18 protein-coding genes are annotated in these 15,723 nt (G+C 55.7%); 8 read left to right on the plus strand and 10 right to left on the minus strand.

Going from position 1 to position 15,723, the window contains the following annotated elements; translation table 11 throughout:
• Nucleotides 1–204 precede the first annotated feature (204 nt).
• Nucleotides 205–456 carry a biofilm development regulator YmgB/AriR family protein gene (locus IB226_RS19260; RefSeq protein ID WP_101762483.1) on the plus strand — a complete coding sequence of 84 codons (252 nt, stop codon included), beginning with the start codon at nt 205–207 and terminating at the stop codon, nt 454–456.
• 12 nt (nt 457–468) lie between these two features.
• Here IB226_RS19260 and IB226_RS19265 read toward each other — a convergent pair whose 3' ends face one another.
• The 3 genes from IB226_RS19265 to IB226_RS19275 all read right to left on the minus strand — a co-directional run bounded on the left by IB226_RS19265 (nt 469) and on the right by IB226_RS19275 (nt 4,193).
• Entirely contained in the window at nt 469–786 is a 318-nt protein-coding gene (locus IB226_RS19265; protein WP_101762484.1) for a hypothetical protein, read from the minus strand.
• A gap of 171 nt (nt 787–957) precedes the next feature.
• The gene (locus tag IB226_RS19270) at nt 958–1,257 is read right to left on the minus strand and encodes an I78 family peptidase inhibitor (RefSeq protein WP_101762485.1); all 300 of its coding nucleotides are present in this window, start codon (nt 1,255–1,257) and stop codon (nt 958–960) included.
• A 347-nt stretch (nt 1,258–1,604) separates the two neighbouring features.
• Complete coding sequence (locus tag IB226_RS19275) at nt 1,605–4,193, minus strand: EAL domain-containing protein (RefSeq protein ID WP_192236736.1); 2,589 nt, start codon at nt 4,191–4,193, stop codon at nt 1,605–1,607.
• A gap of 219 nt (nt 4,194–4,412) precedes the next feature.
• Here IB226_RS19275 and IB226_RS19280 point away from each other — a divergent pair, with 219 nt between their 5' ends.
• Nucleotides 4,413–5,060: a CPBP family intramembrane glutamic endopeptidase gene (locus IB226_RS19280; protein WP_110867779.1), complete on the plus strand. Its 648-nt coding sequence runs from the start codon at nt 4,413–4,415 to the stop codon at nt 5,058–5,060.
• 109 nt (nt 5,061–5,169) lie between these two features.
• Nucleotides 5,170–5,976, plus strand: a complete 807-nt coding sequence (locus tag IB226_RS19285) for a GIY-YIG nuclease family protein (protein ID WP_192236737.1) — start codon at nt 5,170–5,172, stop codon at nt 5,974–5,976.
• Between the two features lie 58 nt (nt 5,977–6,034).
• On the opposite strand, the gene IB226_RS19290 is transcribed toward IB226_RS19285, so the two are convergent.
• The gene (locus tag IB226_RS19290; protein WP_167391189.1) at nt 6,035–6,202 is read right to left on the minus strand and encodes a hypothetical protein; all 168 of its coding nucleotides are present in this window, start codon (nt 6,200–6,202) and stop codon (nt 6,035–6,037) included.
• A gap of 212 nt (nt 6,203–6,414) precedes the next feature.
• Here IB226_RS19290 and IB226_RS19295 point away from each other — a divergent pair, with 212 nt between their 5' ends.
• Nucleotides 6,415–6,585: a hypothetical protein gene (locus IB226_RS19295; RefSeq protein ID WP_192236738.1), complete on the plus strand. Its 171-nt coding sequence runs from the start codon at nt 6,415–6,417 to the stop codon at nt 6,583–6,585.
• A 111-nt stretch (nt 6,586–6,696) separates the two neighbouring features.
• The gene (locus tag IB226_RS19300; RefSeq protein ID WP_110867781.1) at nt 6,697–6,930 is read left to right on the plus strand and encodes a hypothetical protein; all 234 of its coding nucleotides are present in this window, start codon (nt 6,697–6,699) and stop codon (nt 6,928–6,930) included.
• Between the two features lie 114 nt (nt 6,931–7,044).
• Here the strand turns inward: IB226_RS19300 and yniD are convergent, their stop codons facing one another.
• The 5 genes from yniD to IB226_RS19320 all read right to left on the minus strand — a co-directional run bounded on the left by yniD (nt 7,045) and on the right by IB226_RS19320 (nt 11,026).
• The gene (gene yniD, locus IB226_RS23295) at nt 7,045–7,152 is read right to left on the minus strand and encodes a small membrane protein YniD (protein ID WP_021507251.1); all 108 of its coding nucleotides are present in this window, start codon (nt 7,150–7,152) and stop codon (nt 7,045–7,047) included.
• Nucleotides 7,153–7,231: 79 nt separating this feature from the next.
• On the minus strand, nt 7,232–7,660 hold the full coding sequence (locus tag IB226_RS19305) for an OsmC family protein (RefSeq protein ID WP_101762490.1): 429 nt from the start codon (nt 7,658–7,660) through the stop codon (nt 7,232–7,234).
• Nucleotides 7,661–7,722: 62 nt separating this feature from the next.
• Nucleotides 7,723–8,913 carry an FMN-dependent L-lactate dehydrogenase LldD gene (gene lldD, locus IB226_RS19310; RefSeq protein WP_192236739.1) on the minus strand — a complete coding sequence of 397 codons (1,191 nt, stop codon included), beginning with the start codon at nt 8,911–8,913 and terminating at the stop codon, nt 7,723–7,725.
• A complete protein-coding gene (lldR, locus tag IB226_RS19315; protein ID WP_101762492.1) occupies nt 8,910–9,677 on the minus strand; it encodes a transcriptional regulator LldR in 768 nt (255 codons plus the stop codon). Before lldR ends, lldD begins: the two co-directional genes overlap by 4 nt.
• A 176-nt stretch (nt 9,678–9,853) precedes the next feature.
• Entirely contained in the window at nt 9,854–11,026 is a 1,173-nt protein-coding gene (locus IB226_RS19320; protein WP_192236740.1) for a cyanate transporter, read from the minus strand.
• Between the two features lie 87 nt (nt 11,027–11,113).
• Here IB226_RS19320 and IB226_RS19325 point away from each other — a divergent pair, with 87 nt between their 5' ends.
• Entirely contained in the window at nt 11,114–11,974 is an 861-nt protein-coding gene (locus tag IB226_RS19325) for a LysR family transcriptional regulator (protein ID WP_192236741.1), read from the plus strand.
• Nucleotides 11,975–12,062: 88 nt separating this feature from the next.
• Nucleotides 12,063–13,424: an amidohydrolase family protein gene (locus IB226_RS19330; protein ID WP_192236742.1), complete on the plus strand. Its 1,362-nt coding sequence runs from the start codon at nt 12,063–12,065 to the stop codon at nt 13,422–13,424.
• 207 nt (nt 13,425–13,631) lie between these two features.
• Here IB226_RS19330 and IB226_RS19335 read toward each other — a convergent pair whose 3' ends face one another.
• Complete coding sequence (locus IB226_RS19335) at nt 13,632–13,829, minus strand: hypothetical protein (RefSeq protein ID WP_039333073.1); 198 nt, start codon at nt 13,827–13,829, stop codon at nt 13,632–13,634.
• Between the two features lie 402 nt (nt 13,830–14,231).
• Here IB226_RS19335 and dbpA point away from each other — a divergent pair, with 402 nt between their 5' ends.
• Nucleotides 14,232–15,611, plus strand: coding sequence for an ATP-dependent RNA helicase DbpA (dbpA, locus tag IB226_RS19340; RefSeq protein ID WP_192236743.1), 1,380 nt, complete (start codon nt 14,232–14,234; stop codon nt 15,609–15,611).
• Nucleotides 15,612–15,723 lie beyond the last annotated feature (112 nt).

Genomic DNA, 15,723 nt, shown 5'->3' on the forward strand with positions numbered 1-15,723 from the left:
ATAAGCGCATCGCAATGGCAGGCAAACGTGAAAAAATATGTCTACACGTTACTGACAATATTCTACACCGCATCTATGTTTAAAAAACCACCAGTTATCACTGGCGACGCGCTGTCTGTTCTGGACAGTCCGCATGATTAAACCCAATTTCCCCATGCTGCCATTATCCGGCGGTGGGCATCGTTGTCTCTGCGGAGGTCAGCTATGAGAACCCAGCCAAACAGCGCCAGTCGGGCGATTACCGACTACTTCAATAGCCCAGCCTGGCATGCACCGCATGAGAGCGACATGCTGGCGGCGATCATGCGCGAACTGATGGATGACGGACAGCCTGCCACCAGCAAAGCGATTATTGCGCGCGTGATTGATAAGCTGGAATTTGAAGGGGATGAACAGCAGCTGCAGAGCTACCGCAACTTACTGGCAAAACTGCTGGAATCGGGGCCGCAGAAATAGCGGCCCACGCCACTATTTTACCGCACGCAGATGGTCGGCTTCGCTGACAAATGCCTTGCCGCTTTGACGCTGGTACAGGCAGAGTTCGCGTCCGACCTGATTTTTCATGTGCTTTTGCGGATAGCGACCTTCCAGCAGCAGCGCATCAAAGCCCACGCTGTCATCATACTGAATCGGCTTACCCACCACTTTCGCTGTCTTCAGGCCGCTGGCCTTGAGACAGCTTTGCTGCATATTTTTGTCGTTCTGCTGCCATGCGGCTTCGCTCGACGCCTGCGCCAGCGGACTCAACAACAGCGTTAACAGCAGCAATTTTCCACGCGTTCTCATCATCACTCCTCCATCAGCCTTGCAGGCCGAAAGATAAAAAAATTCCCGCCGCAGCGGGAAGAAATAAGACGAACATTGCATATTCGAGAGTGACGAGGAAATCTCCGTAGTGCGCAGTTATCCTCGCCCGGCGCTGTGACAGCCCGATGACAATGCAATGTCGTTTTTTTGTTATCCGCAGTACACCCGGGAAATTTTACCGCTTTGATCCGCCGCGAAATTTATCCGACGCAGATTGAAATCCATCGTTACCGCTGAATTCCACGGAATAGCACGCACGGGCACCGCGAAGCGTTTGTTGTCGAGCGTCGATAATGGCTGACCAACGTAGTTTTGGTATTGCGATGCGCCGCACTGATCGGTTTCCGGATCGTGGCTGGCAGCCGCGCTGGCGTCAGGTTTGCTGGCTGACTGGCACGCGGTCAGGGCAAAAAAGGCCGTTACCAGTAGCGCTTTTCCATAATGGGTCACAAGTTTCTCCTCCTGGATAAATAGACAACCGGTTTTTGAGAGTAGCAAAGCGTGACCGTGAAACGGAAATTTTTACAGCAGATTGGTCGCACTAATCAGCTCAAAAGGGCGATCTTCCTCTCAAAAGTTAGGATTAATCGCACGCACTGTCTAAAAATCAATCCGCCAGCCACTACAATTAACTAAGAATTTTCTTAGCGAGGAGGCAATGATGGAACTGGTGATTTTTGTTGGCTTCGCCGCTCTGATGACGTTTGTTGCGATCAGAGTGCGTTAAAAAGCCGCGCACATTTCGTAGCGGCGCGATTTATCACGCAATGCATTGCGCCGCTACAATGTGTGCAAAATCAATTGACGGTTTCCTCTTCCTGTAACCGCGCATTGAAGGCTGCCAGCGACATGGGTCGGCCAAGGACATATCCCTGCCCTTCTTCACACGACAGCGCTTTCAGCGCCTTTAGCTGTGCTTCGGTTTCAATCCCTTCAGCGGTAATGGTCAGCGCAAACGCGCGAGCCAGACCGACAATCCCCGCCACCACCGATTGCGCCTGCTGCGATTCCGGGAACTCCTTCATCCATGAACGATCGATCTTCAAACCGTTGAACGGGAAAGTTTTCAGATAGCCCAACGCCGCATAGCCAGTACCAAAATCATCCACCGTCAGCCGCACGCCGAGCGCGCGCAGGCCTTGCATGATCTCCAATGCGCGATCCGGATTCTCAAAAGTGACGTTTTCGGTGATCTCCAGCTCCAGACGTGTGGCCGGTAATCCACTCACCTCCAGCGCATGCGCCACGCGCTGCACCAGATCGTTATTACGAAACTCCACCGGCGAAATATTCACGGAAACATAGCGCTGTTCGCCCCAGTCGCGGGCGTCCGCGCATGCGCGCATCAGCACCCAATCGCTGATCGCAGCGATCAGGCCGTTCTCTTCCGCTAATGGAATAAAGCGATCGGGTGTGATCCATTGGTCGTCGGCTATCTGCCAGCGAATCAGCGCTTCAGCGCCAGCCAGCTGCCCGCTTTGCAGCTGATAGCGCGGCTGGTAATGCAGCGTGAAGGCGTGATTGTGCAGCGCGCCCTCAATCGCCTGCACCATGTCGCGTTTTGACTGCAGATGGTTCGCCATATCGGTGGAGTACCAAACCCACCGATCGCGTCCGGCACTGCGCGCCTGAGCCAGCGCAATATCGGCCAGGCGTAACAGCGCTTCCGGCTGAGCCGCATCCTGCGGTGCTGATACGATGCCCATGCTGGCGGTGAGGCTGATTTGATGCGATCCGCTGATGATCGGTTGATGCACCATGCGCTGCAGAGCACGACAGCGATATTCCACGCCCGCCCGCGTGCTTTCGCGCAGCAGCAAAATAAAGGCATCGCCGCCGAGCCGGGCCGCCAGTTCATTCGGCGCCAGCAAGCTTTTCAGCCGTGTCGAGATCTCATTCAGAACGTCATCACCGACCGCGTGGCCCCACGTGTCGTTGATCGGTTTGAACTGATCGAGATCGAAACTGATGACAAATAGCGGATCATCCGCGCTGACGCACTCCAGATACGCGGTTAAATACTCCTGCAGCTGCATGCGGTTCGCGAGGCCGGTCAGCATGTCATGACGTGACAGAAACTGAATGCGCGCTTCGGCGTCCACTTCATGAGTGATATCCGACACCGTGCCGCGAAAACCCGAGCGCAAGCCGTTACGCCGAATGGCTTTCGCCATTAACTGCCCAATGCGGCGCTCGCCGTTGGCCGACATAAACTGGCAGCGCAGCGGCACATGTTTCACCTCTTCGCCTTGACGCATCAGCCAGGAGACCAGCGAATGGCTGGGATGGCTCAGCAGTTGATCGAGCGGACGTCCAATCCAGCTTTTCACTTCATGGCCGGTCACCGCAGCAAAGCGCGACGAGAGATAACAGAGGCGGCCCTGTGCGTCGACTTCCCAAATCCAGTCCGACGCGGCTTCCGCCAGATCGCGAAAACGCTCTTCGCTGTTGGCCAACTCACGCTGACTGATCGCCAGCATTTCAAAGCGACGATCGGAGATCACCGCGTTGTGCAGTGCATGCCGCAGCACGCGACGCGTCACCAGCGCCACCGCCAGCGCGGTGAACAGCAGCAGCGGCATCATCAGCCACATCACACCGAAGCCGGGATTTTTCGGCTGCCAGCGCAGCACCAGGGGTTCGCCCTGCAGCACCGGCTCCACCAGCCGTGGCTCAAACAGCGCATCGTTTAGATCGCTGGCGATGCGCGGTTCAATCACATTCAGGGCTTTACCCAGCGTTTGCAGTTTTTGTGGCGTGAAAGTGTTAACGAACACCATGACCGAAGCGGGGCCGGGCATCGTCGGCAAATCCTGTCCTTTGCCCGGCGTAATCGGCGCGGCCACGACAATCGCCGGGTTACTCTCCACCAGCGCATTGCCTGCAACGGCGTCATGCCGTGAGCGCGCCGCGCTTAGCAGTACGTTGCTTTGTGCGCCTAACAAGCTCTCAATCGAAGCATCCGATAATTCACCGTTAATCACCGCATAGCGGGTTTTCCCATTGCCATCGACCACGAACACGCCGTCGTAGTGATACTCCTTGTAAAGCCCCGGACCAAAGTTCTCTTCGTCCCACGCCCAAACCTTATTGACCGTCAGATGCAGGTTCTTCCAGCCTTCGCCCCAGTTAGCATAATCGCGCGCATCGACGAGCATCTGTTGCTGCTGTTGCTGCCACGCCTGACGCATCAGATTGGCATCCTGCTGGATTGAGTCGATGTTTTGTCGATGGGCGATAACCAGCACCATCACCACAGAGAGAAGTAGCACGCCAAACAGCAGCGAGGATAAGGTGCGCAGACTGCGCCGCGTCAGCCTTACCGTATGTGCTTCCATATTGGTCCTGGCGGCCAGTGCCGTGTGCCGGTGAAACTCAGAATTCATGCGCATTGCTCGTAGAATACAGGCAGCAAAAAAAGGCGGATGACAACGCAGACTGCGCACATCTCCACCCTGTAAGGGTTTGATCGGTTATCGGCCCCGAGCGCCGCAGATTTAGTCTTGTTGGTGGAATATTTGAGCAGCGCAAATGTGCAGCACGCCACCTCGACAGGGATGATCGGCGTTGCTACTATGCGCTCTCCTCTGCTCGCTGAGTCGCCTATGGACACCCAATCCGACAAAGTTACGTTAACGCTGTTCTACGTGGGTAGCTTTGTGGTCTATTACCTTGTGACCATGCTGGTTACGCTGTTTCCCAATTACGGGATGCTGCGTACCAACGGCTTGCTGATGCCGGTGCTTTGCCTGGTGGAGTTTGCGGTGATCTATCCGCTGTACCGTTTTTACTGTCAGCGTCGCAGCGACATTCCGCTGGGCTTTGTGCGGCCGATGCAGGCGCTGCTGTTTATTGGATTGCTGTTTGCTTTGATGGTGGCGCAGACGCAGTTTCTGCAACCCGAAGGCTGGCTGATTGCGCAATCGCAGCAGGGACGCAGCTCGATGTTGATTCTGCTGCTCACCGCCGTGCTGCTGGCGCCGGTGTTTGAAGAAGTGCTGTTCCGGGGATTTTTACTGCAAGGTTTTCTGTTGTGGGCGCCGAGAAGCCGTTTGGCCTGCATGCTGCTCACCTCCCTGCTGTTCGCCGCGATGCATACCCAATATGTGCACTGGGAAACGCTGGTTGCCTTAACGCTGTTTTCCATGCTGCTGTGCTACGCGCGCCTGCGCAGCAACAGCCTGGCGCTGCCGATTTTCCTGCACACGCTGAACAATTTAATCGCTATCCTGCCCGCCTGGTATTTCGCTTAATAAAAAAGATCACGTTTTATACGCATAAAAATTAGGCTAAAAATTAAATCTACAATCATTACAGAGTTAAAATATTTCATTAAATCACCATTAAAGATGAGGTCAACGGATGATATCTCTGAGTTCAGTTTTACAGATTGAGAATGAATTTGATTATAAGGTTCACTTTGCAGTTTATAATTATGAAGAACAGCCACTGGATGCTTTTGTTCGTAGTAAAGATGAATGGCAAGCATGGAATGAATGGAGAGGACATAGAGATGACTTCAACAGAAAATACATCTTCAGTTTGATAAAGTTTTACCCTCAACAAGAACGGTGGTTATTTGGTGGCATCTATGAAGTATTAGAAAGAAACCAGGAAAAATATACTGTTAAACTGCTCGATTTGCACAAAGAATTTATAGGTCGACTTCTTATAAAATATCCGGGCCCAGGAGCTCGTGGACGATCTTTCTTGTTTGAAAATCACTACACAAAAATGCAAATATCTCAGATACTTGAAGAGCAATACTCAGGCGAGACATTCTGCGGCTTTGACAAAATCGAACATTCATTTGATAAAATCGAGCACATCATCAAAAACCAACGTTTAGATTGGAAAACTGCATTGCTAAACGTCAAAGGTGTCTATCTTATTGTAGATAAATCCAATGGAAAGAAATATGTTGGTTCCGCATATGGTGATTCAGGCATTTGGTCACGCTGGGAATGTTATGTTCACACCGGACATGGTTTGAATGAAGGACTCACGGAGATAATTTCTTTGGCTGGCATCGATTATGCCAGAAAGAACTTCCAATTTTCTTTATTGGAATTCTATTCAATGAGAACGGATGATCAGCTAATTATAGATAGAGAACAATTTTGGAAGCGCGTGCTATGCTCGAATAATTATGGTTATAATTTAAATTAGCTAACAGCTCTATCTCAAATTTACGGCGCTATCAACGCGCCGTAAATAATTTTTTGCGCTACTCTTTTTCCGCTTCGAAATGGTTTTTGAACTGTTCGTAGATAGAAATCATGTTGGAAGCATCACCGTGCAGCGGGCTCAGTTTTCCCGCGCGCACCAGTTCAATCACCAGTTGCAAGGCGGCTTGTTTTGGGCTGCTGGCTGGTTGGGCAATTTCGTTCGACATGTTAACTCACTCATCGTTTTTATCAGGGCCGCATAGTTTAGCCCAGATTGAGCTACGGTTGCGCACTGCGATGCGTATAATCTTGCGAGCCGGACAAGAAAGCCGCTCAGGGTGATAATTGACTCTCAACGCGTTTAGCTATACTGGATCAAAAAAGGGAACGACCAGCCACACATTCCGTACCAGCGAGAAGGTGTTAAAGGAGTCTGATTATGCTGATTGGTTTTGTTTTATTAGTGAGCGCATGTGGGCATGATGCCTGTGATGCCTTACCGGTTTCGGAGCGTATCTATCCGACCAAAGTGGCCTGTGAGCAGATGGCCGATCGCATCCATAAAGTGCGGCCAAATGTGGTCTTACTTTGTGGCGAAGTGTACCGTTAATTCGGTGCCAGCTTGATTAAAGTTGCGCAAATAGTAGCCAAACGGCATTGCAAGAATGGGTTGTAGCGTTCAAAATATAAGCTGCTTTTCACTATCATCGTTGTGAATCCAATGAAAACATCTCGCCCCCGTCGTCCAAACGGACGCTGGGTTTATTACATTTTGTATGATGGCATTCTCTGGCCCTGCCCCGTACGTTGGGAATGGGAAAGCGGCTTCGGCGGCTGGCTGCCATTCTATTTCTCGCCCACGTTTGAGTTCGTGGCGGGCGATCCACGCAAGGCGTATCGCATTGCGCGCAGCAGTGCGCGTAACGTACGCCAGACAGACGGTGAGTACGCCTGATTGATTAGCCAATCTGCCATGGGAACCATGACGCCGTGAGCAGGTAGTGCAGTAACTCCAGCACCAAAATCACCATCACCAACACGCCAAGCTTGTGGCTGCTGATCCACTCTTTCATCCCCATATCATCGCCGCCCAGCGAATCAGCATCAGCGCCCCGCAGATGCACAACAGCACCACGATCATTTTCCAGTGTTTGGTTGCAGCCAGTTTTTTTGCCACGCATCCTCCAGACGACAGAAAGCAACGATGCGCCCTAAGGCGCACCGTTGATTCTAACGCTGGTCACCCATTTGGGCGATTATTTATTCAGCGTGTAGTCGAGCGTGATTTCAGCATTCAGTACCTGAGAAACCGGGCAGCCCGCTTTGGCTTTCTGGATGATCTCATCAAACTTCGCGTCATCAATGCCCGGTAAGACGATGGCGCTGGTCAGCGCGATTTTGGTGATGGCAAAACCGTCGCCCTTTTTATCCAGCGACACATCCGCGGTGGTATCAATGCTTGTTGGCGGATGCCCTTCATTGCCCAACATCAATGACAACGCCATTGAGAAACAAGCGGCGTGCGCAGCACCAATCAGCTCTTCCGGGTTAGTGCCCTTCTGGCCTTCAAAACGGGTATTGAAACCGTACGGTTGATTGCTCAACACGCCGCTTTCGGTACTTACCGTACCTTTGCCTTTAATGTCGCCTTCCCAATGGGCCGATCCTTTCTTATGAATGGTCATGTCATTCCTCCTGTTGTGTTCGACAGCTATTGAGTATAGACAACATGACTCATTCTGCTGGATTAGCTCACCGCGCGTGGACGCGCCGGACTCAAGCCCGCCTCGCTCAACAGCGCGTTAGCCTGCACCAGCGAAGCCTGCGTAATCTCTTTGATCGATTTCGCGCCGGTCAGCGTCATCGCCACTTTCATCTCTTTCTCAATCAGGTTGAGCAGATTTTCAACGCCGCGCTGACCGTGCGTTGCCAGCGCATAGACAAACGCGCGTCCCAGCAGCACGCTGTCGGCACCGAGGGCGATCATCCGCACCACATCCAATCCGCTGCGAATCCCGCTGTCGGCGAGAAGGGTAATATCGCCTTTCACCGCATCGGCAATTGCCGGCAACGCGCGCGCCGACGACAGCACGCCGTCCAGCTGACGCCCGCCGTGATTCGACACCACAATGCCATCGGCACCAAATCGCACCGCATCGCGCGCATCTTCCGCGTCGAGAATGCCTTTAATCACCATCGGGCCATCCCAGAATTCACGAATCCACTCCAGATCTTTCCAGGAAATCGACGGATCGAAATTGTTCGCCAGCCAGCCGATGTAATCTTCCAGCCCGGTCGGTTTACCAAGATAAGTGGAGATGTTGCCGAGATCGTGCGGACGGCCATGTAAACCGACATCCCACGCCCATTGCGGATGGGTTGCCGCCTGCCAGTAACGACGCAGCGGCGCATTGGGGCCGCTCATGCCGGAGTGCGCATCACGATAACGTGCGCCCGGCGTCGGCATATCGACAGTGAACACCAGCGTGGTACAGCCGGCGGCTTTGGCGCGCTCCAGCGCGTTGCGCATAAAGCCGCGATCGCGCAGCACATAGAGCTGGAACCACATCGGACGATTAATGGCCGGCGCCACTTCTTCGATGGGGCAAACCGATACGGTTGAGAGCGTAAACGGAATGCCTTTCAGCGCCGCCGCGCGCGCCGCCTGCACTTCACCGCGTCGCGCATACATGCCACACAAGCCGACCGGCGCCAGCGCCACCGGCATCGACAGGGTTTCGTTGAACAGCTTCGTTTCGAGGCTCAACTCCGACATGTTTTTCAGCACGCGCTGGCGCAGCGCCACGTCGGAGAGATCAGCGACATTGCGCTTCAGCGTGTGCTCGGCGTAAGCGCCGCCATCCAGATAGTGAAACAAGAACGGTGGCAAGATGCGTTGCGCCGCAGCGCGATAGTCACTGGCAGCAGAAATGATCATCCGTTATTTTCCTTGTGCTGAGGTTGGTGGCCCGGCAGACGCGTAATGCGCGCCTGGCGCGCCTCATCTTCATGCAGGGTTTTCATAGTGGTGTGAACAAAGCCGAGATGATCCATCGCCGCCTGGCGCGCCGTTTCCGCATCACCGGCCATCACCGCATCAAACATCGCCTGATGCTGTTCGTTAAGACGATTAAAAATCACCGGATGGGTATACATGCGCTGACGGCTGTGCAGCACCGAGGATTGCAGCAGATCGAAAAAGCCGCGCATGGTCTGCAGCAGCACCACATTGTGCGAGGCTTCGGCGATGGCGAGATGAAAACGCAGATCGGCCTGCGCCGCGAGATCGGCATCGTCGCTCTGCTTAATCTTCAGCAGCGCATCAAAGGCGTAAGCCAGCCGCTCTTTATCGGCTTCGGTGGCGCGCAACGCCGCGTGCCACGCTGTGCTGGCCTCTATTGCGTGACGCGCTTCAAGGATGTCGTAGCGATAATCGGGATCTTCAGCCAGCAGTTGACGAATCGGCTCTACGATGCGCTGTTCCGACCACGGTTGCTGCGGCTGACGTAGCCAGGTGCCGCCACCGCGTTTACTGATCAACACGCCGCTGCTGATCAGTTGCTGGATCGCCTCGCGCAGTGACGATCGCGATGAACCGAACTCGGCCGCCAGCGCGCGTTCGGACGGCAGCCGCATGCCCGGCTCCAGCTGATGCTCGGTAATCCAGGCGCAGAGCCGCGCCCGCAGCGTATTTTCGGTCATCGCATTATCCTGAGAAAGGCTCCCCCGCCATGCTGCATTGGTAGGACCAAAATGCAGCATGGCGGGCTTGATGGAGGAGAATGGTTAATGCTTTGTTATTTCGATGCAACGAAACAGGCGGGATTTTTCATGTTATGTGACGACGCGGCCACATTTGAATCTTTTGGTAGGACCAATTACGCCGCAGTCCGGCCAAAGGCCCGATCATAACTGCGCGGATGAAAGCGCAGGTTCAGCAAAATCAGCCCGACCGTCACCGCCGCCTGCATCAGCCAGACGCTGGAAAAACTGTGGGTTAATGCCTGTAGCTGACCGGCGATAAACGGCATGCAGCCGGCGATGATAAAGCCCGCGCCCTGCATAAACGCCACCAGCCGTGCACCGGCCTGTGGATGCGGCAGGTGATCAAGCGCCAGCACCATCGCCAGTGGGAACGCCGCGCCCAGACCAAATCCGGCAATCGCCGCCCACAGCCACGGCGCGAACAGCGGGGCAAACAGAAAGCCGCTCATGCCGATCAGCTGACAAACCAGGCTGATAATCAGCTGCGGACGCCGATCCGCCTTACGCGCTAGCAGCGGCATCAACAGCGCACCTGCAACCTGACACAGAATCATTGCGCCGAGCAGCGATCCGCCGGCCTGCGCCGACCAGCCAAGATGATGATAGGCATCCGGCAGCCAGGCAACGCAGGTGGCGTAACCACCGTTCACCAGGCCAAAACTGATTGCCAGCGTCCAGGCGCGCGGCGTGCGCCACAGCGACGGCAGCGCAACCTTTTCCGTGCTGGCGACGGTTGGTACGCGCACGTAAAGCCACAGTGCAATCGCCAGCAGCACCGGCAGCGCCCAGCCGCTCAGCGCCAGCGACCCGCCAAAATGATCGCTGAGCCACGGCGATAACGCCGCCCCCAAACCGCCGCCGCCCATCAGCGCACCGGCCCACAATCCGGTGACCGGCGCGCTGCGCTGCGCAAAGCGCTGACGAATCAGGCCCGGCATCGCCATCTGTACCACGCCCACGCCAAGGCCGCCAAACAGCGCGCTGACCACCAGCCAACTGCCGTCGTGGATCACGCCACGCGCCGCCAGCGCCAGCAGCAGCAGCGTCAATCCGGCTAGCAGCAAGCGTTGCAGCGGCACGCGCTGCATCAGCGAAGCGCTCAGTAGCGCGACCGCGCCCATCATCACCATCGGTACCGCAGGCAGCAGCGAAGCCGCCAGTGAAGAGAGGCCCATCGTTTGCCGAAGCTGGCCGAGTAATGGACTAAGAGAAGTGAGTAACGGTCGCATATTCAGCCCAGCCACTACCAAAGCGGCGAGCGTTAATCCGTTGAAATGTCGATTCATACACAATCCTGCTGCAAAGAGGTTGTCAGCATCGCAGCAGTCGTTACTATTTGGAAATGAAATAACACCATAACGACCAGTGGAAAAATGAATCGTCAGCCGATGTTTACCCCGCAGCAACTGCTGAGTTTTGTCGCGGTGTGCGAAACCGCCAGCTTCACCCGCGCCGCCGATCGCGTGCATCTGTCGCAATCCACCGTGAGCCAGCAGGTGCGTCGGCTGGAAGAGATGATCGGTAAACCGCTGCTGCAGCGCACGTCGCATCAGGTGGCGCTCACCGAAGAGGGCGAAAAGCTGCTGGGCTATGCGCGCCGCATCATCGCGTTAAACGGCGAAGCGCACGACGTGCTGAGCGATAAATGGCGCGACGGCGTGCTGCGCCTTGGCGTGCCTGAGGATTTCGCCGCGCCGACCGCCGGATTGCTGGCGGAGTTCAGTCGCGAACATCCGCAACTGCGCCTTGATGTGATGAGCGGCATGTATGTCGATTTGCATCGCGCCTGGCAGCGTGAGGAGCTGGATATCATGCTGATCAAACAGCCGGGCGGTGAACGTCCGCTGGCTGCGCGCCCCGAGCCGCTGCTGTGGCTGGACAGCGCCGCACATCCCTGCTTTGAGCAAACGCCGGTGCCGCTGGTGGTGTTCCCGCAGCTCGGTTTATATCGCGAGGAGATGGCGCAGACGCTGGATAGCCTCGGCCGCAGCTGGCGCATCAGCTACAGCAGCGCCAGTTTGGTGGCGCTCGCCAGCGCCAGCGCCGCCGGATTGGGCTTAACGCTGCTGCCCGCCAGCTGCCGCTTGCCTGAGCATCGCGTATTAGGGGAAGCCGATGGTTTACCCACCATCAACCATTTTGAACTGGCGCTATTTTGCCGTGCGCCGCAGGACGAACTGCAGCAGGCGCTGGCCGCCGCGCTGGTGACCTTTTGTCAGCTGCAGTGGCAGTGATTTTTCCACTGCTAACCAGTGGCAAATATCGCAGCGCGCTGCGTTGAGTTTTGCCAGATTAAGCGTTTCTCGTTTGATGGAACCGCTGATGCAACTGACCTCTCCCAGCCGTCGTGAATTTCTCAGTCTGACCGCCGCCGGAAGCCTGCTGGCCGCCGGCATCAGCTACGCTGCACCCGCTTCACCGCTGCTCGCTAATAGCACACAGCCGCACACGCCGCCACCGCGCGTTGCGCACTACCAGCTGCTCAATGTCCGCCTCGAAGAGGGCTTTGAGCGCGACGGTAAAGAGGTGATCGCCACACGCACCGCGCTGTACGACATCACCATCAAAGACGGCACTTTCGCGGCGATTGATGCCGCAGGCAAAGCGCGCAACACCAATCTGCCTCAGTGGGATGCCAACGGCGCCCTGCTGCTGCCGCGCACCCGCGATATGCATATCCATCTCGACAAAACCTTTTACGGTGGTCCGTGGGAAGCGCCGCGTCCGCGTCAGGGCAAAACCATCATGGATATGATTGCGCGCGAACAGGTGCTGATCCCGCAACTGCTGCCGACGTCGCAGGCGCGTGCCGAAGCGATCATTGGTTTGCTGCACAGCAAAGGCACCACCGAAGCGCGCAGCCACTGCAATATCGATCCGGTTAGCGGCCTGAAAAGCCTTGAGCATCTCAAGCTGGCGCTGGCGAATCATGCGGAATTCCCGTGTGAAATTGTTGCCTTCCCGCAGCACGGTTTGCTGCACTCGAAGGTTGATGGCTTGATGCGCGAAGCGATGCAGATGGGCGTGCAGTTTGTCGGCGGGCTGGATCCCACCAACGTGGATGGCGCGATGCAGGCGTCGCTGGATGCGATGTTCCATATCGCCCTCGATTTCCAGCGCGGCGTGGATATCCATCTGCACGAAACCTCGCCATCCGGCGTGGCGGCCATTCAGTACATGATCGACACCATCGCGAAAAACCCGCAGCTGAAGGGCAAAGTGACGCTGAGCCACGGTTTTGCGCTCGGCACGCTGGAAGGCAAAGCGCTGGATCAGATGATTACGGGCATGGCCGAGCAGCAGATGAGCGTGGCGTCGACCATTCCGATTGGCAAGCTGACCATGCCGCTGCCGCAGTTGCAGGCGGCGGGCATCACGGTGATGACCGGCACGGACAGCGTGATCGATCACTGGTCACCGTTTGGCACCGGCAGCATGCTGGAGAAAGCCAATTTGTACGCGCAGCTGTATCGCGGTTCCGATGAGTTCGGTTTGAGCCGCGCGCTGCATATCGCCACTGGCGGGATTTTGCCGCTGTCGAATCAGGGCGAACGTCAGTGGCCGAAGGTCGACGATGAAGCCAGCATGATGCTGGTCGAGGCCAGCTGCTCCGCCGAAGCCGTCGCCCGCATCTCCCCGGTCCGCGCCACCTTCCACCGCGGATTGCCAGTGTTCAGTGCGTAAGCCCAAAAATCGCACATTCCCGTAGCGGCGCGATTTATCGCGCGTATTAATGGCGGCACCGCGACCTTCACGACATAGCGCAATAAATTGCGCCGCTACAATGGTATGCAGCTTGTGGCTGAAGGCACCCAACAAAAAAGCCTCCGCAAGGAGGCTTTACGTACGACATAAACAGGCAGCATGCGCACACCCGGTGAGTGCTGGATTTTACGAAAGCATCTGAATCGCCAGCGCATACAGCCGCTGGTTTTCATCGTCGCTGACAGGCTCTTCTTCCGCGTAACAGGCAATCATAGAGCTGACTTTATCCGAAGATAAGGTTTCCCCATGCAGATGCAGCGTTAACACGGCGCGGCCGACGATTTTCAGAATGTCTTCGTTTTGTCCCTGGACATAATGACTCAATGAAATGACCTCTGAAATATTATGGGTATTTACTGATTAGCCAAACGGCGGGGTAAATATAAAGCAAATCGGCTATTCGTTTTAATCAGAATTTTACCTAAGCGAAGCCATTCATTAGCACAATACTTATAAGTAAGCATTAACAAACCCTGATAATGCTTGTTTAATAACGCTAATTCTCCTTTTTCGTTGCATATGTCGAGGTTTAGCGCCTTCATTGCAGAATAAAATCAGCCTCAAAAGCATTAGAACTTCGCAACAGTATGCGTATAAAAACGAGACAAGCCTGCTATAACGCTAACGGTTTTCAGGCAGGCAGCAGAAGCGCTTTTGCCATTGCCGATCACGCCCCTTTCTGCCAGACTGACCGCCGCCATCCTACCCGCAATTAGAGACTTTCCCGTGACTGCTTTTTCTACCCTGACGCAACTGCCCACCAGCCAACTCGATAACCTGCGCGAGATGGGTTTCGACGCCATGACGCCGATTCAGGCCGCTTCCCTGCCCGCGATTCTGGAAGGGCGCGACGTGCGTGCGCAGGCGAAAACCGGCAGTGGCAAAACCGCCGCCTTTGGCGTGGGTTTGCTGAACCGCATCGATAACAGCCAGTTCCACACCCAGGGGCTGATTCTGTGCCCGACGCGTGAGCTGGCCGATCAGGTCAGCAACGTGCTGCGTCAGCTGGCGCGTTTTACCCGCAACATCAAAATTCTGACGCTGTGCGGCGGCCAGCCGATGAGCGCGCAACGTGATTCCTTAGTGCATGCGCCACATATCGTGGTCGGCACGCCGGGCCGTTTGCTCGATCACCTGAAGCGCGACAACCTTGATCTCAGCCAGCTGCAAACGCTGGTGCTGGATGAAGCCGATCGCATGCTGGAGATGGGCTTCCGCGACGATATGGAAGCGATCATCGGCTTTACACCGGAAACGCGCCAGACGCTGCTGTTCTCTGCCACCTGGCCGGATACCATCGCCAGTCTCAGCCAGCGTTTTCAGCGCGATGCGCTGGCAGTCGCCACCGAAGATAAAACCGAGTTACCGACCATCGAGCAGCAGTTTATTGAAGCCAGCGCCAAAGAGCGCCACAGCTTGCTCGGCGCGCTGCTCAGCCAGCAACAACCGGCCTCCTGCGTGGTGTTCTGTAACACCAAGCGCGAGTGTGACGACGTTGCTGCCGCGCTGAACGAGCGTGATATCAGTGCGTTAGCGCTGCATGGCGATCTGGAGCAGCGCGATCGTGAGCGCGTGCTGATTCGCTTCGCCAACGGCAGCATCCGCGTGTTGATCGCCACCGATGTCGCTGCACGCGGTCTGGATATTAAATCGCTGGCGCTGGTGGTGAATTTTCAGCTGGCGTGGGATCCGGAAGTGCACATTCATCGCATCGGCCGTACCGGTCGCGCCGGTGAGAAAGGGTTGGCGGTAAGCTTTGTCGCCCCCGACGAAATGGTGCGCGCCAATGCGCTGGAAGAGTATCTGCAGCAGAAGCTGAATTGGGTTTCCTCCAGCTCGCTGAAAGGCACCAGCGCCAAATCGCTGCCGGCGACCAAAATGACGCTGTGCATTGATGGCGGCCGCAAAGCCAAAATCCGTCCGGGCGATATTCTCGGCGCGCTGACCGGTGAAGCCGGATTCAGCGGCGACCAGATCGGCAAGATCGATATGACCGCCACCCACGCCTATGTTGCCATCGACGCCGCTCAGGCGAAGAAAGCGCTGATCAAGCTGAAAGAGGGCAAGATCAAAGGCAAAAGCGTGCGCGCCATTCTGCTGAAGTAAAGGGTACCCGCGTGAGGGCGATCGCTCTCACGCTAAAATTTCCGTTATCTCCCCCTTCATTTTTTTTCTCTTCTGCCGATAAGTTAATCATGGCGATATTGCCCTGCCCTTT

The sequence above is a fragment of the Pantoea sp. PNT03 genome, assembly GCF_014852515.1.
Taxonomy (GTDB): Bacteria; Pseudomonadota; Gammaproteobacteria; order Enterobacterales; family Enterobacteriaceae; genus Pantoea; species Pantoea leporis.

What these genes read in the sequence shown, in the direction of transcription:
- IB226_RS19295 (WP_192236738.1), top strand. Translation starts at nt 6,415, where the DNA reads ATGCTGATTGGTTTTGTTTTATTAGTGAGCGCATGTGGGCATGATGCC.
- IB226_RS19280 (WP_110867779.1), top strand. Translation starts at nt 4,413, where the DNA reads ATGGACACCCAATCCGACAAAGTTACGTTAACGCTGTTCTACGTGGGT.
- lldD (WP_192236739.1), bottom strand. Translation starts at nt 8,913, where the DNA reads ATGATCATTTCTGCTGCCAGTGACTATCGCGCTGCGGCGCAACGCATC.
- IB226_RS19265 (WP_101762484.1), bottom strand. Translation starts at nt 786, where the DNA reads ATGAGAACGCGTGGAAAATTGCTGCTGTTAACGCTGTTGTTGAGTCCG.
- IB226_RS19320 (WP_192236740.1), bottom strand. Translation starts at nt 11,026, where the DNA reads ATGAATCGACATTTCAACGGATTAACGCTCGCCGCTTTGGTAGTGGCT.
- IB226_RS19275 (WP_192236736.1), bottom strand. Translation starts at nt 4,193, where the DNA reads ATGAATTCTGAGTTTCACCGGCACACGGCACTGGCCGCCAGGACCAAT.
- IB226_RS19260 (WP_101762483.1), top strand. Translation starts at nt 205, where the DNA reads ATGAGAACCCAGCCAAACAGCGCCAGTCGGGCGATTACCGACTACTTC.
- IB226_RS19330 (WP_192236742.1), top strand. Translation starts at nt 12,063, where the DNA reads ATGCAACTGACCTCTCCCAGCCGTCGTGAATTTCTCAGTCTGACCGCC.
- IB226_RS19290 (WP_167391189.1), bottom strand. Translation starts at nt 6,202, where the DNA reads ATGTCGAACGAAATTGCCCAACCAGCCAGCAGCCCAAAACAAGCCGCC.
- IB226_RS19300 (WP_110867781.1), top strand. Translation starts at nt 6,697, where the DNA reads ATGAAAACATCTCGCCCCCGTCGTCCAAACGGACGCTGGGTTTATTAC.
- IB226_RS19325 (WP_192236741.1), top strand. Translation starts at nt 11,114, where the DNA reads ATGAATCGTCAGCCGATGTTTACCCCGCAGCAACTGCTGAGTTTTGTC.
- IB226_RS19285 (WP_192236737.1), top strand. Translation starts at nt 5,170, where the DNA reads ATGATATCTCTGAGTTCAGTTTTACAGATTGAGAATGAATTTGATTAT.
- IB226_RS19305 (WP_101762490.1), bottom strand. Translation starts at nt 7,660, where the DNA reads ATGACCATTCATAAGAAAGGATCGGCCCATTGGGAAGGCGACATTAAA.
- lldR (WP_101762492.1), bottom strand. Translation starts at nt 9,677, where the DNA reads ATGACCGAAAATACGCTGCGGGCGCGGCTCTGCGCCTGGATTACCGAG.